The organism is Curtobacterium sp. VKM Ac-1393, from assembly GCF_015350995.1.
Taxonomy (GTDB): domain Bacteria; phylum Actinomycetota; class Actinomycetes; order Actinomycetales; family Microbacteriaceae; genus Curtobacterium.
Genome location: NZ_JADKRW010000003.1, coordinates 292,374 through 305,606, shown reverse-complemented (window position 1 = coordinate 305,606; position 13,233 = coordinate 292,374). Strand labels below are relative to the sequence as shown.

Sequence of the window (13,233 nt, the reverse complement as noted above, 5' to 3'; positions counted from 1 at the left end):
CACGAGGGTACGCGCGCTGTGGACCGCTCCCGTCCACTGCCGACCGGGAGGCCCGGGTCGGCTCCGTCAGGCGTCGAGCCGTGCGTAGGTGCTCACGACGTTCCCCTTGCTCGTCACGGTGCTGTCGACCAGCCGCAGACGCGTGGCCGGGTCGGTCGGCTCGAAGAGCTTCCGGCCGGCGCCGGCGATTGCCGGGTGCACCATCAGCTGCAGTTCGTCCAGGAGTCCCGCGAACAGCAGGTGCCGGACGACGCTCACGCTGCCGCACACCGCGATGTCGGCGCCGTCGCGTTCCTTGAGCTCGCGGACGAAGGTGTCGAGGTCGCCGGGGATCCTGGTGGTGTTCTGCCACGTCAGGTCGTCGCCGAGCGTCGTGGAGGCCACGTACTTCTCGATCGGGTTGATCCACTGCCCGAACGGGTCGTCCGGGTGCGCGGGCCACCACTCGGCCCACTCGAGGTAGCTGTTCCGGCCGAGCAGGACGGTGTCGGTGCGGGCCATGAAGGCGCCCATCCCGGCCCCGAGCTCGTCGTCGAAGCTGTCGTACTGGAACTCGTACGGGTCCTGCACGACGCCGTCGACCGACGTGAACAGCCCTGCGGTGACCTTGCGCATGGCCGGAGCGTACTGCGGATCAGCTGCCGGTGCCGCTGTCGCTGCTGCTGCCGTCCGTGCCGCTGCCGGATCCGTACCCGGGGAGCTGCCCGGTGCCGTTGCCCGGGAACTGGTTCGTGCCGCCGTTCGTCCCGCCGTTCGTGCCGGGTACCTGCGTGGTCGACTGGGACTGGTTCCCACCGATCGCATGACCGATGGCGAAGCCGATGCCACCGCCGACGAGCAGCGCTGCGAGTCCGACGATCGCAGCCAGGACCGGCCAGAACCACGGCGGTTTCGGTGCGCTCTTCCGGTTCGTCGGGGCCGAGGCGCCGTACCAGGGGGTGGTGCCGTTCGGGTCGACGGCGTTCCAGGAACCTGCGTCGGCCCGGTAGGGCTGCTGGGCGTACTGGTTCGGTGCGGGTGCTGGCGCGTCGAGGGTGGCGGTCGAGGTCGGCGTCGGGGCCGAACCCCAGCCGGCCGGTGCCGCTGCCGGGGGAGTGCGGGCGGCGTCGCCCGGCTCGTGGCCGTTCGGGGGAGTGGTGTCGCTCATGGAAGGCAGTGCACACCCCGTGTCTGTGGGCGGCCGATGACGACGCTGATCCGGTGCTGCGAACTGCCGCGTAGCCTCGGTTCGTGCGCGCCAAGGTGGAGACGATCCGGATCGATGGCTTGTCCGTGCGCCTGCACACGGCGGCCCCCGCAGGACGCCTGCGCAGCGACCTCCTCCCCACGGTCGTGCTGGTCCACGGCATCGGCATGTCCCACCGCTCGTTCGCGCGGTCGCAGCACGCCCTCGCCGCGACCCACCGCACGGTCAGCGTCGACCTGCCCGGGTTCGGCGGACTGCCGTCGGCCGGACGGTCGCTGTCGATGGCCGAGCTCGGCGACCTGGTCGTCCGGGCTGTCCGTTCGCGGGGAGCCGACGACCTCGTGCTCGTCGGACAGTCGATGGGCGCGCAGGTCGTGACCGAGGCCGCCCGGCAGCACCCCGCGTCGGTCGGGTCCGTCGTGCTGGTCAGCCCGGTGATCCCGGTGGAGCGTCGCTCATTGCCGTTGGTGGCGTCGGACCTGTTCCGCGACGGGGCGGGCGAGGGGCTCCGGATGAACGGCGTGCTCGTCACCGACTACCTGCGGAGCCTGCGGCAGTACCTCCGTGAGCTCCCCCCGATGCTCCGGTACCGGCTGGAGGACACGATCGCCGAAGTGCGCCGACCCGTCCTCGTCGTCCGGGGCGCCGAGGATCCGATCGTGCGCCGCGACTGGGCCGTCGGCGTGGCAGCCCGCGCACCGCGAGGATCGTTCGTCGAACTCCCGGGGCCGCACCACGTGCAGGAGCGGCACCCCGTCGCGTTCGCCCGACTCGTCGGCGAGTTCCGACGCTCCCAGACGATGGAGGGCCTCCGATGACCGAGCCGACCACCTCGGCGACGGGGCCGACGCGCACGGGTCGACCCGTGCCTCCCGGCATCCCGCTGGTGCGACGCGCGAGGTGGGCCGCACTCGACTGGTGGTACGCGATCTCGTGGCAGGTCCGGAGCCTCGGGCCCACCACCGCTGACGACTACCGGACCGGCGACGGCCAGCCCGTCGTCGTGATCCCCGGCGTCTACGAGACCTGGCACTTCATGCGGCCGCTCATGGACGCCCTGCACGACCGCGGGCACCCGGTGCACGTGCTGCCGGTGCTGCGGCACAACCTGCGGCCGGTGCCGGACTCGGCGCGCGACGTGTTCGCGTACCTCGAGCAGCACGGCCTGCGGAACGTGCTCGTGCTCGCGCACAGCAAGGGCGGGCTCATCGGGAAGTACGCGATGACCCAGCTCGACGACCACGGCCGCATCGACCGCATGGTCGCCGTGTCGACGCCGTTCGCCGGGTCGGGCTACGCGCGACTGGCTCCGGTACGGCACCTGCGGGTGTTCCGGGCGGCCGACCCCGTGCTGGCCGGACTGGCGCGGGAGCTCGACGCGAACGCCCGCATCACCTCGGTCTACGGGGTGTTCGACACGCTCATCCCCGAGGGCAGTGAACTGTCCGGGGCGACGAACGTGCGGCTGCCGGTGGGCGGGCACTTCCGGATCCTCGGTGACGCCCGCACGCGCGACGCGGTCCTGGCGGCCGCCGACCCGGCCTGAGGCGCCGCGCCGCGCCCGGCCCGTCCCTGTCCCCGAGGTTCCGAAATCTCGGCAAGTCGGCGCTCGGATCGCCGCGGTTCGGAACCTCGGCGATGCGCACGCGGCGAGTTGTGGAACCCCGGGCGGAGCAACGCAGGTCAGCGGTCAGCGACGCTCGCGCGCTCGACGATGCGGTGCGGCACCACCACGGTCTCCGGTGGCAGGCTCCGGTCCTCGATCCGTCGGGTCAGCAGGTCGAGCGCTGCCGTCGCGAACGCCCGCCGGTCGAACGACACCGTGCTGAGCGCGGGGATCGCGTACGCCGCACCGTCGATGTCGTCGAACCCGATGACGCTGACGTCCTCGGGGACGCGGACACCTCGGGCGGCCAGGACGTGCAGCACGCCGAAGGCGATCGAGTCCGTGAACGCGAACACGGCGTCGGGCAGGGGGTGCTCGTCGAGCCAGGCCGCGAACGCCGTCGCCGCCGAACTCGTGGTCCAGGACGGCAGCGGCACCCGCAGCGCCGGGTCCGGTTCGATCCCGGCAGTGGCGAGTGCAGCGAGGTACCCGCGCTCCCGCAGCTCGCTGGTGGCGGTGGGCTCTGATGCCCGGGCGGCACCGACGACGGCGATCCGGCGGTGGCCCCGGGACACCAGGTAGGCGGTGACCTGCTCGGCGGCGGCCCGGCTGTCGACGTGCACCTGGTCGACGTGCTCGGGCTCGACCTCACCGATCACGACGGTCGGCGGCAGCCCCTCGGTCGAGGCCAGGACGCTCGCGCTGAGCGACACCGGGTTGAGCACGAGGCCGTCGACGAGGTGGGCGCGGGCTCGTGAGACGAGTTCGCGCTCGCGGGCCGGGTCGTTGCCGGTCTGGTCGAGCTGGACGACCCATCCGCGCTCGCGGGCGAGTTCGACGAACCACTGCGCGAGTTCGGCGGAGTAGGCGCTGCCCATCTCGGGAAGGGTCAGGGCAATCGCACCGGAGCGGCCGTTCCGCAGCCCGCGGGCGGACAGGTTCGGCACGTAGTCGAGTTCGGCGACGGCCCGCTCGACGCGCTCGCGGGTCTCCGGGCGCACCACGACGCCGCCGTTGATGACGTTGGAGACGGTCTTCGGCGACACCCCGGCGAGGGTGGCCACGTCCCGCACGGTTGCGCGCATCGGGACGAGCGTAGCGCGGCCGGTCTCCGGTGGAGTCGTCGTGCGTGGCCGCGGGTGTGCGCTCACTGGAGCGTTACAACGATGGAAACGTTTGGCAACGGATTGCCACGTTGCAACTCCGCACGCCAGGGTCGCTGCAGGAATCCAACGGAGGAGGCCACCGAGTGACGAAGCTCGACGTCCGCGCGACGACCACCGCGCACACCGCACCACCACCCGACCCCGGGCTCCGCCGACGGAGCACGTGGCAGCGGATCCGCCGCGACCGGGTGCTGCTGCTGATGGGCCTGCCGGGAGTCGCCCTGCTGCTCGGGTTCCACTACCTGCCGCTGCTCGGGAACCTCATCGCGTTCCAGGAGTACCTGCCGTTCGTCCCGCTCGGCCGCAGCCCCTGGGTCGGGTTCGAGAACTTCTCGGTGGTGTTCGACGGCAACGGCGAGTTCCTCGGGGCGCTCCGGAACACCCTCGTGATCACCCTCGTGCAGGTCGTGTTCGTGTTCCCCGCGCCGATCATCCTGGCGCTCATGCTCAACTCGCTGCTGTCCGAGCGGATCAAGGGCGTCGTGCAGTCGATCCTGTACCTGCCGCACTTCCTGTCGTGGGTGATCGTCGTCGCCGTGTTCCAGCAGATCCTCGGCGGTTCCGGGCTCGTGAACAACGCGATCCGTGCCGCGGGCGGTGACGCGATCGACTTCCTCGGCAACCCCGGAGGGTTCATCGCCCTGCTCACCAGCCAGGTGATCTGGAAGGACACCGGCTGGGCGACGATCCTGTTCCTCGCCGTCCTCAGCTCGATCGACGCCAGCCTGTACGAGGCGGCGAAGATGGACGGCGCTTCGCGCTGGCGGCAGCTCTGGCACGTCACGCTGCCGGGCATGCGCGGCATCATCATCCTGCTGCTCATCCTGCGTCTCGGTGACTCGCTCACCGTCGGGTTCGAGCAGATTCTCTTGCAGCAGGCCGCGGTCGGTCGTGCGGCCAGCGAGGTCCTCGACACGTACGTCTACAACAACGGTGTGCTCGGCGGGCAGTGGGGTGTCGCCGCGGCCGTCGGGCTCGTCAAGGGCGTCGTCGGCGTGCTGCTCGTCCTCGGCGCCAACAAGCTCGCGCACGTCTTCGGCGAAGCGGGCGTCTACCAGAAGGAGTCGCGATGAGCGCCACCCGGAGCGTGACCGTGCCCGCGGGGACCACCCGGAAGCACCGCCCGCTGGACGCCCCACCGCTGCCCGGTCGGCTGCTGACCGGGTTCGTCCTGCTCGTGATCTGCCTGGTCGTCCTGCTGCCGTTCCTCGGTATCGTCTCGACGAGCGTCGCGTCCTCCAGCCAGGTCAACGGCGCCGGAGGCTTCGTGATGTGGCCGACCGGGCTCGACTTCAGTGCCTACGAGAGCATCTTCGCCGGTGGCGTCGTCACCCGGGCACTGCTCGTCAGTGTCGGCATCACCACGGTCGGCACCCTGATCAGCCTGTTCGTCACCGCGATGCTGGCGTACGCGCTGAGCCGGCCGGGATCCTACGGACACGGCGTGGTCCTGGGTCTCGTGCTGGTCAGCCTGCTGTTCGCGCCGGGGCTCATCCCGAACTACCTCGTGGTCAAGCAGTTCGGCCTGCTCGACTCCTACTGGGCGCTCATCCTGCCGACGGCGCTCAGCGCGTTCAACGTGATCGTGATGCGCTCGTTCTTCATGGCGATCCCGCGAGAGCTCATCGAGAGCGCCCGCATCGACGGCGCCGGTGACTTCGGCGTCTTCCTGCGGATCGTGCTCCCGCTGTCGAAGGCCGTCCTCGCCGTCATCGGGCTGTTCTACGCGGTCGGCTACTGGAACGCCTTCTTCAACGCCCTGCTCTACATCAACGACACCGCGAAGTGGCCGCTGCAGCTGGTCCTCCGCACCTACGTGATCAACAACGCGCAGCTCGGCGGCGCCGACCTCGGCACGAGCTCCGACGCGCTGCCCCCGCAGGCGTCTATCCAGATGGCGATCCTCGTCGTCTCGATCGTCCCCATCCTCATCCTCTACCCGTTCCTGCAGCGGCACTTCGCCAAGGGTGTCCTGACCGGCGCCGTGAAGGGCTGACACCATGACGACCAACGCACCACGGGGCATCAGCCGCCGCGGCCTGATCGCTGGCGGTCTCGGGATCGCGGCCACGGGCCTCCTGGGCGGTTGTGACACCGTCACCCGTTCCACCGACGTGAAGGCGATCAACCGGGCCGTCACGCTGCCGGACTACGTGCCGTGGGCCGGCGGGCCGGACCCGGTGCTCCCGAAGACCAGTGCGCTCATGCCGTCCGCGTTCCGAAGGATCCCGTCGGACCTGGTTCCGACGGACCGGGTGCCCGGCGACGGGTCGACGCTGCACGGCAGCGTCCCGACGAACTCGCCCGTCCCGCCGTCGAAGGGCAGCAACCCGTACTGGCAGGGCCTCGACGAGCGGATGGGCGTCGACCTCGACCTGACCATCACGCCGAACGCCGACTGGGGCAACAAGTTCGCCACGCAGGTCGCGGGCGACACCCTCGGCGACGTGTTCACGGTGTTCGGCACGTTCTCGTACCTGCCGCAGTTCCTCGAGGCCAAGGCGGCGAACCTCACCGAGATCCTCTCCGGCAGCGGCGTCCGGGACTACCCCTACCTCGCCAACCTGCCCACCGCGTCCTGGCGCGGCACCGTGTTCTCGGGCGGCATCTACGGCGTCCCCGTGCCCCGTGGGCCCCTGACCACCGGCGTGCTGCACCGACGGCAGGACCTGTTCGAGCAGCTCGGCGTCGACCCGTCCTTCGGCGACCTCGACGAGTTCGAGGCGCTCTGCCGCGAGGTCTCCGACCCGCAGCGCAATCGCTGGGCCCTCGGCTCCGTGCCGACCAACATCCTGGCGTCGATGTTCGGTGTGCCCAACCAATGGGAGGAGCAGGGCGGCCGCCTGACCCACATGTACGAGGTCGACGCCTACCAGGACATGCTCGAGGCGTCGCGGAAGCTCCTGGCAGACGGGCTCGTCCACCCGGACAGCGTCACCGCCTACAACGGCAAGGTGTGGTTCGTGCAGGGCTCGGCGCTGATGCTCCAGGACAGCTACAGCGCGATCCCCGGCCTGTTGCAGCAGGCCGAGCCGGGCAGCGGGTTCCGCATGACCATGGCTCCGTTCGTCGGTCCGGGCGGCGCGAAGCCGAAGCCGTGGCTCGGGGACCCGAACAACGCGATCACCGCGCTCGCGGCCGGGTCCGAGGAGCGCATCCGCATGCTGCTCGGCGTCCTGAACTGGTGTGCGTCGCCGTTCGGGACCGAGGCCTGGATGTACCGGAAGTTCGGCATCGAGGGCCGGGACTTCGACCTGCGCGACGGCGCCCCGGTCCTCACCAAGACGGGCAACAGCGAGACCGCGCTCGGTGAGTTCCCACTGCAGTACTTCACGGAGTGCCCGCTGCCGCTCTTCTACTCGGGTGCCCCGGAGATGACGGACGTCGTCTACGAGTCGCTGTCCTCGTGGTTGGACGACGGGATCACGAACCCCACTTACGGGTTGTACTCGCCGACGAACTCGACCAAGGGGCCGGCCATCGGCACCGCCGCCACGAGTGCGATCAACGACGTGCTGCTCGGCCGCGCGCCGGTGTCGGGGTGGAAGGCCGTCGTGCGGGACTGGCGCCGCCGGGGCGGCGACGCGATGCGGCGCGAGTTCGAGCAAGCCCTGGAGGCACGCGCCGGCGCGTGACGCCGTCGTCTTGGCAAGACGCCTCCATGTCTCCGAGACGCCGCGCAATTCCGCGGCGTCTCGCGCACACGACGGCGTCTTGCGTGGCCTTGGACTCGGGGCGAGCGGACGGGAGGCCCGTGGCGGGGTCCGCCACGGGCCTCCCGTCCGCTACGCGGTCACGCCAACCACGACGGGTCGGCGAACAGGTCCTCGAGCTCCTGGACCATCCGCGAGGTGTGGAAACCGTCGGCCGCCGCGTGGTTGATCTGCAGCGCCAGCGGCATCACCGTGCGGTCACCGTCCGCCCGGTACCTGCAGAGCGTGATGATCGGCAACAGGTGGTCGTACCCGTCGCGGACGTGCAGCGCGAACCCCGTGAACGACGTGCGGGGGAAGGTGGAGACGTCGAACACGTTCCGGGGCCGGTCGTCCTGCGGGAACATCCGGACGTCGTCCCGGTACCGCTCCATCGTCTCGACCGCGGCGGCGTGGAACCGGCCGGGGTCCTCGTCGTAGGGCACCACCAACGCCGAGAAGGTCTCCGTGTCCGGGTGGAACACCGTGAACATCGGGTGCACGACGTCCCAGACGCCGGGGGAGCCGTCGTCGAGCAACTGCATCCGGAACTCGGCGTGCCGGTTGACCACGGTCGCGATCGCCCAGATCTGGGACGCGTAGGTCTTCGCCGCGCTCGTGCGGACCGCCGCGACGAACGCCGTGACGTCGACGTCGACGGTCACCTCGTAGGAGCACTGCACACGCTGCCGGTAGTGCTCGAAGTGCTCGCGTCGGGGCCAGGTGTCCAGGTCGATCGGTCGGAGCTCCGTCATGCCGTCAGTCTCGCTCGAACGGGCAGTGCCTAGTGTGGAGCCATGCCGACGCTCGAACGGGTTCCCGCCCTGACCGCTCCCGAACTGCTGGCCGCACCCGTCGCCGCGGCGCTCGCCGCGTTGCCCGGCGACGTCGCAGCACGGATCGACGTCGCCGCGATCGATCCCGACCTGGCCGACACCGCCGCGTTCTCGGAGGCCTACGGCTTCCCGCTCGACGGCGGGGCGAACTGCATCGTCGTCGCGGGCAAGCGCGGCGAGGACGTCCGGTTCGCCGCGTGCGTCGTGCTCGCCCACACCCGCCTCGACGTGAACCGTGTCGTCCGGAAGCTGCTCGACGTGCGGAAGGCGAGCTTCGCGCCGATGGACCAGGCCGTGGAGCTGACGGGCATGGAGTACGGCGGGATCACCCCGATCGGGCTGCCCTCCGCGTGGCCCGTGTACATCGATTCCCGTGTGCTCGATGCACCGGACGCGGTGATCGGGGCAGGCCGCCGCGGCGCGAAGGTGTTCCTGACCGGCTCCGTACTCGGAGCGCTGCCGGGTGTGCAGGTCGTCGAGGGCCTGGCGACCGAAGGCTGATCAGTCGTTCGGGCGGATGAGGCAGAACGGGTGGCCCGCCGGGTCGAGGTAGACGCGGAATGTGTCCGTCGCCGATCCCGTGGCGGTCGCACCGATCGCCAGGACCGCTGCCTCGCCGTCGTCGAGGTCATCGACCTTCACGTCGAGGTGGCTCTGCTGCGGGACGAGCTGGCCGGGCCACTCCGGTGCGCGGTAGCCCTCGACCTGCTGGAACGCCAGGAGTGGCCGCTGGTCGGTGAAGGGGAGCGCGACCTCGGCCCAGTCCTCGTCGAAGCCGACGATCTCGCCGCCGAGCAGCTCCGCGTAGAAGCGTGCCAGGCCGCGAGGGTCTGCGCAGTCCAGGACGACCATGTCGAGTGTGCCGATCATGGCCGACACGGTAGACCGATCAGCGCGCCGCGGTCAGGGCCTTCGTGATCCGCTGCAACGACACCGTCTCGGCGGTCCCGAGCTCCTGCGCGAACAGGCTGAGGCGGAACTCCTCGAGCATCCACCGCGCGTGCACGAGCTCGGGGTGCGCGCCGACCGACGGCGGGAAGGTGCCGCCCGCGTCGACGTAGCGGTCGGTGGCGACGGTGACCTCGCGCATCCAGGTGGCGTCGCGCCCGGGGTTCTGCAGCAGCTTCTGCACGCGCGCCTCGATGCCCTGCAGGTACACCCGGATCCGCCGGAGCCGGTCGAGCCCGGCGACGGAGACGAATCCCGGGTTCACGAGACGCTCCATCTGCTGCCGCATGTCGGTCAGCGCACCGAGCAGGGACATCGAGTTCGCCTGCTTGAGTGCTCGTTCGGTGGACCGTTGGGCGAGGAGCACGGCAGCGAGCTCGGACACCGCCGTGAACATCGTGTCGACCACCGTCGCCGACACGGCGTCACGGACCGCTTCGAACGCGGCCTTCGTGAACACGAGACCGTCCGGGTGGGCTCGGCGGATCACCGCGTCGACGACGGCCGCGAGCACGTCGTCGAACAACGCGTTCGTCGAGGCGTACGGGCTCGCCGCGAGTGCGAGCTTCTCCTGCGCGGTCAGGTGCGACTGGATGTACGACACCGGGGACGGCACCGCGAGCATCACCAGGCGACGGACCCCGGTGGGCATGCGGACCTGCCGGTCGGACGGCGTCGCGAGCAACTGCACCCCGACGGTCGCCTTCGGGCCGGTGCCCTCTTCCACCAGGGACGGGTAGGCGCGGATGACACCGCCGGCCTGCTTGGTGTCGAGGGTCTGTGGCAGGTCCTGGGCCGGCCACGTGGTCAAGCCGGACTGTTCCACCCCGGCACCGCCACCGGCAGCGGCGACGCGAGCCGCGCCTCCCGGTCGCCCCGCAGCCCGCACCGTGGCGGAGGCGACACTCTGCTGGGTGCGGTCCTTGAGTTTGGTCTGCAGAGCCGACAGGTCCTTGCCCGCCTCGACGCGGCGACCGCGTTCGTCGACGACCGCCCACGTCGGCAGCAGGTGCGAGGGCACGCGGGACAGGTCGAAGTCGGACTCCGACACCGGCACGTAGGTCATCCGCTGGATCGCCTTGGCCAGGGTGGAGCGGAACGACTCGGTCGGCTCGGTCGGGGCGTCGTCCGGCAGCTCGGCGACGATCTTCTCGGCCCAGTCCGCCGCGGGGACGACGTTCTTGCGGATCTGCTTCGGCAACGACTTGATGAGGGCGGTCACGAGCTCCTTGCGCAGGCCGCGGACCTGCCAGTCGAAGCCCTCCTCGCGCATGCGGGGGAGGAGCGCGAGCGGCACCTGCACGCTCACGCCGTCGTCTTGCGCGCCCGGCTCGAAGCGGTACTGGATCGCGAGCCGCTGGTCGCCGCTCCGCCACTGGGTCGGGTACTCGGCGTCGTCCTCTGCCGCCTCGGCAGCGGATTCGTCCAGCAGGTCCCCCCGGCGCATCGTGAGCAGGTCCGGTTGGTGGCGGCGCGTCGTCCGCCACCACCCCTCGAAGTCACGGGTCGTCGCGATGTCCGCGGGGATGCGGGCGTCGTAGAACTCGTAGACGTTCTCGTCGTCGAGCAGGATGTCACGGCGGCGCGTGCGCTCTTCGAGCTGCTCGAGCTCCTTGCGGAGCTTCCGGTTCGAGCGGTCGAAGGCTTGCTGCGACTCCCACTCGCCCTCGACCAGGGCATGCCGAATGAAGAGCTCGCGAGAGTGTTCCGGGTCGATCCGGGCGTACTGCACGCTCCGGCGCTGCACGATCGGGACGCCGAACAGGGTCACGCGCTCGTACGCGACGACCGCGCCCTGCTTCTTCTCCCAGTGCGGTTCACCGTAGGTGCGCTTGAGCAGATCACCGGCGAGGGGCTCGACCCACGCGGGGTCGATCCGGCCGACGGTCCGTGCGAACAACCGGCTGGTCTCGACGAGTTCGGCCGCCATCACCGCGTCGGGCTGCTTCTTCGCGAGCACACTGCCCGGGAACACCACGAACCGGGTGTTCCGCGAGCCGAGGTAGTCGCGCTTTTCGCGGTCGCGCAGCCCGATCTGGCTGAGTAGACCGGCGAGCAGGGACCGGTGCACCGCGTCGCCGTCATCGGAGCGGGACTGCCCGACGCGGACGTCGACCTGCTTCGCGGCGCGGGAGAGCTGGCGGTACAGGTCCTGCCACTCGCGGATGCGCAGGTAGTTGAGGAACTCGGCCTTGCAGAGCCGGCGGAACGCGCTCGACGACAGCTCGTCCTGCTTGTCCTCGATGTAGTTCCACAGCGCGAGCAGGGTCAGGAAGTCGCTCGTCGGGTCGGCGAAGCGGGCGTGCATCTGGTCGGCGTGGGCGCGCTTCTCGAGCGGGCGTTCGCGGGGGTCCTGGATGCTCAGGGCGCTGACGACAGCGACGACCTCGCGCCCGACGCCCTGGCGCCCGGCCTCGAGCACCATCCGGCCGAGCCGCGGATCGATCGGCAGTCGGGTGAGCTGTCGGCCGGACTTCGTGATCCGGCCGTCCTTGTCGACGGCGCGGAGCTCGCGGAGCAGGTCGAGGCCGTCCTTCACGCCGCGGGAGTCCGGCGGTTGCAGGAACGGGAAGGACTCGATGTCGCCGAACCCGAGGGAGATCATCTGCAGGATCACCGCGGCGAGGTTGGTCCGCAGGATCTCGGGGTCGGTGAACTCGTCACGGCGCTCGAAGTCGTCTTCGGAGTAGAGCCGGATCGCGATGCCGGCGCTCGTGCGGCCCGCTCGACCCGAACGCTGGTTCGCGCTGGCCTGCGAGATCGCCTCGATGGGCAGGCGCTGGACCTTGGCGCGCGGCGAGTACCGCGAGATGCGTGCGGTGCCGGTGTCGATGACGTACTTGATGCCGGGCACCGTCAGCGAGGTCTCAGCGACGTTCGTGGCGAGCACCACGCGTCGGCGGATCCCCGGCGTGGTGCGGCGGTCGAAGACGCGGTGCTGATCGGCGGCGGAGAGCCGGCCGTACAGGGGCAGGACCTCGGTGCCCTGGTACCGCTTGCCCTCGATGGCGTCCTGCGCGTCGCGGATCTCGTTCTCGCCGGACAGGAAGACGAGCACGTCGCCCGGGTCTTCGCGCGCGAGCTCGTCGAGTGCGTCGGTGATCCCCTGCAGGGTGTCGCGGTCGTCGGCGCTGTTCGCCGCGCCACGGTCGGCGGTGCGCGAGTCGGTCTCGTCGTCCTCGTCGGTGTCGTCGGCGTCCTCGGACACGAGCGGGCGGTACCGGATCTCGACCGGGTAGTTCCGCCCGGAGACCTCGATGATCGGGGCGTCGCCGAAGTGCTTCGAGAACGACTCGGGGTCGATCGTGGCACTCGTGATGATGAGCTTGAGGTCGGGGCGCCGGACGAGCAGCCGCTTGAGGTAGCCGAGCAGGAAGTCGATCGTCAGCGACCGCTCGTGCGCCTCGTCGATGATGATCGTGTCGTAGCGCTTCAGGTCGCGGTCGAAGTGGATCTCGTTGAGCAGGATGCCGTCGGTCATCAGCTTGATGCGGGTCTTCGACGACACCTTGTCGGTGAACCGGACCTGGTAGCCGACCAGGTCACCGAGCTCGCTGCCGAGTTCTTCGGAGACGCGCTCGGCGATGGTGCGAGCGGCGATCCGTCGGGGCTGCGTGTGTCCGATGTTCTCGCGCCCCAGTTCGAGGCAGATCTTCGGCAGCTGGGTGGTCTTGCCCGAGCCGGTGGCGCCAGCGACGATGACGACCTGGTTGTCACGGATGGCAGCCGCGATGTCGTCCCGCCGCTGCGACACCGGCAGTTCGGGCGGGTACGTGATGACTGGCGGCGTGGGAGACAT

General features: G+C 70.4%; 12 protein-coding genes. 6 read left to right on the top strand and 6 right to left on the bottom strand.

Annotated features, from left to right (window positions below; genetic code table 11):
* Nucleotides 1-66: 66 nt before the first annotated feature.
* Both ITJ59_RS08605 and ITJ59_RS08600 read right to left on the bottom strand, forming a co-directional pair.
* On the bottom strand, nucleotides 67-615 hold the full coding sequence (locus ITJ59_RS08605) for a dihydrofolate reductase family protein (RefSeq protein WP_194650688.1): 549 nt from the start codon (nucleotides 613-615) through the stop codon (nucleotides 67-69).
* A gap of 19 nt (nucleotides 616-634) precedes the next feature.
* Nucleotides 635-1,147, bottom strand: coding sequence for a hypothetical protein (locus ITJ59_RS08600; protein WP_194650687.1), 513 nt, complete (start codon nucleotides 1,145-1,147; stop codon nucleotides 635-637).
* 83 nt (nucleotides 1,148-1,230) lie between these two features.
* Here ITJ59_RS08600 and ITJ59_RS08595 point away from each other — a divergent pair, with 83 nt between their 5' ends.
* Together ITJ59_RS08595 and ITJ59_RS08590 are read left to right on the top strand one after the other, a co-directional pair.
* The gene (locus ITJ59_RS08595; RefSeq protein ID WP_194650686.1) at nucleotides 1,231-2,004 is read left to right on the top strand and encodes an alpha/beta fold hydrolase; all 774 of its coding nucleotides are present in this window, start codon (nucleotides 1,231-1,233) and stop codon (nucleotides 2,002-2,004) included.
* A complete protein-coding gene (locus ITJ59_RS08590; protein ID WP_228511257.1) occupies nucleotides 2,001-2,732 on the top strand; it encodes an esterase/lipase family protein in 732 nt (243 codons plus the stop codon). Before ITJ59_RS08595 ends, ITJ59_RS08590 begins: the two co-directional genes overlap by 4 nt.
* A gap of 137 nt (nucleotides 2,733-2,869) precedes the next feature.
* On the opposite strand, the gene ITJ59_RS08585 is transcribed toward ITJ59_RS08590, so the two are convergent.
* Entirely contained in the window at nucleotides 2,870-3,877 is a 1,008-nt protein-coding gene (locus ITJ59_RS08585; protein ID WP_194650685.1) for a LacI family DNA-binding transcriptional regulator, read from the bottom strand.
* A 164-nt stretch (nucleotides 3,878-4,041) separates the two neighbouring features.
* Between ITJ59_RS08585 and ITJ59_RS08580 the strand changes: the two genes are divergently transcribed.
* Genes ITJ59_RS08580 through ITJ59_RS08570 form a run of 3 tightly spaced genes read left to right on the top strand, consistent with a single transcriptional unit; the run spans nucleotide 4,042 to nucleotide 7,593 of the window.
* Nucleotides 4,042-5,031: an ABC transporter permease gene (locus ITJ59_RS08580; protein WP_323749453.1), complete on the top strand. Its 990-nt coding sequence runs from the start codon at nucleotides 4,042-4,044 to the stop codon at nucleotides 5,029-5,031.
* The gene (locus ITJ59_RS08575) at nucleotides 5,028-5,954 is read left to right on the top strand and encodes a carbohydrate ABC transporter permease (RefSeq protein ID WP_194650684.1); all 927 of its coding nucleotides are present in this window, start codon (nucleotides 5,028-5,030) and stop codon (nucleotides 5,952-5,954) included. The genes ITJ59_RS08580 and ITJ59_RS08575 overlap by 4 nt, the downstream gene beginning before the upstream one ends.
* Before the next feature lie 4 nt (nucleotides 5,955-5,958).
* Complete coding sequence (locus tag ITJ59_RS08570; RefSeq protein ID WP_194650683.1) at nucleotides 5,959-7,593, top strand: extracellular solute-binding protein; 1,635 nt, start codon at nucleotides 5,959-5,961, stop codon at nucleotides 7,591-7,593.
* 158 nt (nucleotides 7,594-7,751) lie between these two features.
* On the opposite strand, the gene ITJ59_RS08565 is transcribed toward ITJ59_RS08570, so the two are convergent.
* Nucleotides 7,752-8,405: a CatA-like O-acetyltransferase gene (locus tag ITJ59_RS08565; RefSeq protein ID WP_194650682.1), complete on the bottom strand. Its 654-nt coding sequence runs from the start codon at nucleotides 8,403-8,405 to the stop codon at nucleotides 7,752-7,754.
* 42 nt (nucleotides 8,406-8,447) lie between these two features.
* Here ITJ59_RS08565 and ITJ59_RS08560 point away from each other — a divergent pair, with 42 nt between their 5' ends.
* A complete protein-coding gene (locus ITJ59_RS08560) occupies nucleotides 8,448-8,987 on the top strand; it encodes a YbaK/EbsC family protein (protein ID WP_194650681.1) in 540 nt (179 codons plus the stop codon).
* Here the strand turns inward: ITJ59_RS08560 and ITJ59_RS08555 are convergent, their stop codons facing one another.
* On the bottom strand, nucleotides 8,988-9,356 hold the full coding sequence (locus tag ITJ59_RS08555) for a VOC family protein (protein WP_194650680.1): 369 nt from the start codon (nucleotides 9,354-9,356) through the stop codon (nucleotides 8,988-8,990).
* A 19-nt stretch (nucleotides 9,357-9,375) separates the two neighbouring features.
* A complete protein-coding gene (gene hrpA, locus ITJ59_RS08550) occupies nucleotides 9,376-13,233 on the bottom strand; it encodes an ATP-dependent RNA helicase HrpA (RefSeq protein WP_194650679.1) in 3,858 nt (1,285 codons plus the stop codon).

What these genes read in the sequence shown, in the direction of transcription:
- ITJ59_RS08605 (WP_194650688.1), bottom strand. Translation starts at nt 615, where the DNA reads ATGCGCAAGGTCACCGCAGGGCTGTTCACGTCGGTCGACGGCGTCGTG.
- ITJ59_RS08600 (WP_194650687.1), bottom strand. Translation starts at nt 1,147, where the DNA reads ATGAGCGACACCACTCCCCCGAACGGCCACGAGCCGGGCGACGCCGCC.
- ITJ59_RS08590 (WP_228511257.1), top strand. Translation starts at nt 2,001, where the DNA reads ATGACCGAGCCGACCACCTCGGCGACGGGGCCGACGCGCACGGGTCGA.
- ITJ59_RS08585 (WP_194650685.1), bottom strand. Translation starts at nt 3,877, where the DNA reads ATGCGCGCAACCGTGCGGGACGTGGCCACCCTCGCCGGGGTGTCGCCG.
- ITJ59_RS08575 (WP_194650684.1), top strand. Translation starts at nt 5,028, where the DNA reads ATGAGCGCCACCCGGAGCGTGACCGTGCCCGCGGGGACCACCCGGAAG.
- ITJ59_RS08570 (WP_194650683.1), top strand. Translation starts at nt 5,959, where the DNA reads ATGACGACCAACGCACCACGGGGCATCAGCCGCCGCGGCCTGATCGCT.
- ITJ59_RS08565 (WP_194650682.1), bottom strand. Translation starts at nt 8,405, where the DNA reads ATGACGGAGCTCCGACCGATCGACCTGGACACCTGGCCCCGACGCGAG.
- ITJ59_RS08560 (WP_194650681.1), top strand. Translation starts at nt 8,448, where the DNA reads ATGCCGACGCTCGAACGGGTTCCCGCCCTGACCGCTCCCGAACTGCTG.
- ITJ59_RS08555 (WP_194650680.1), bottom strand. Translation starts at nt 9,356, where the DNA reads ATGATCGGCACACTCGACATGGTCGTCCTGGACTGCGCAGACCCTCGC.
- hrpA (WP_194650679.1), bottom strand. Translation starts at nt 13,233, where the DNA reads ATGTCTCCCACGCCGCCAGTCATCACGTACCCGCCCGAACTGCCGGTG.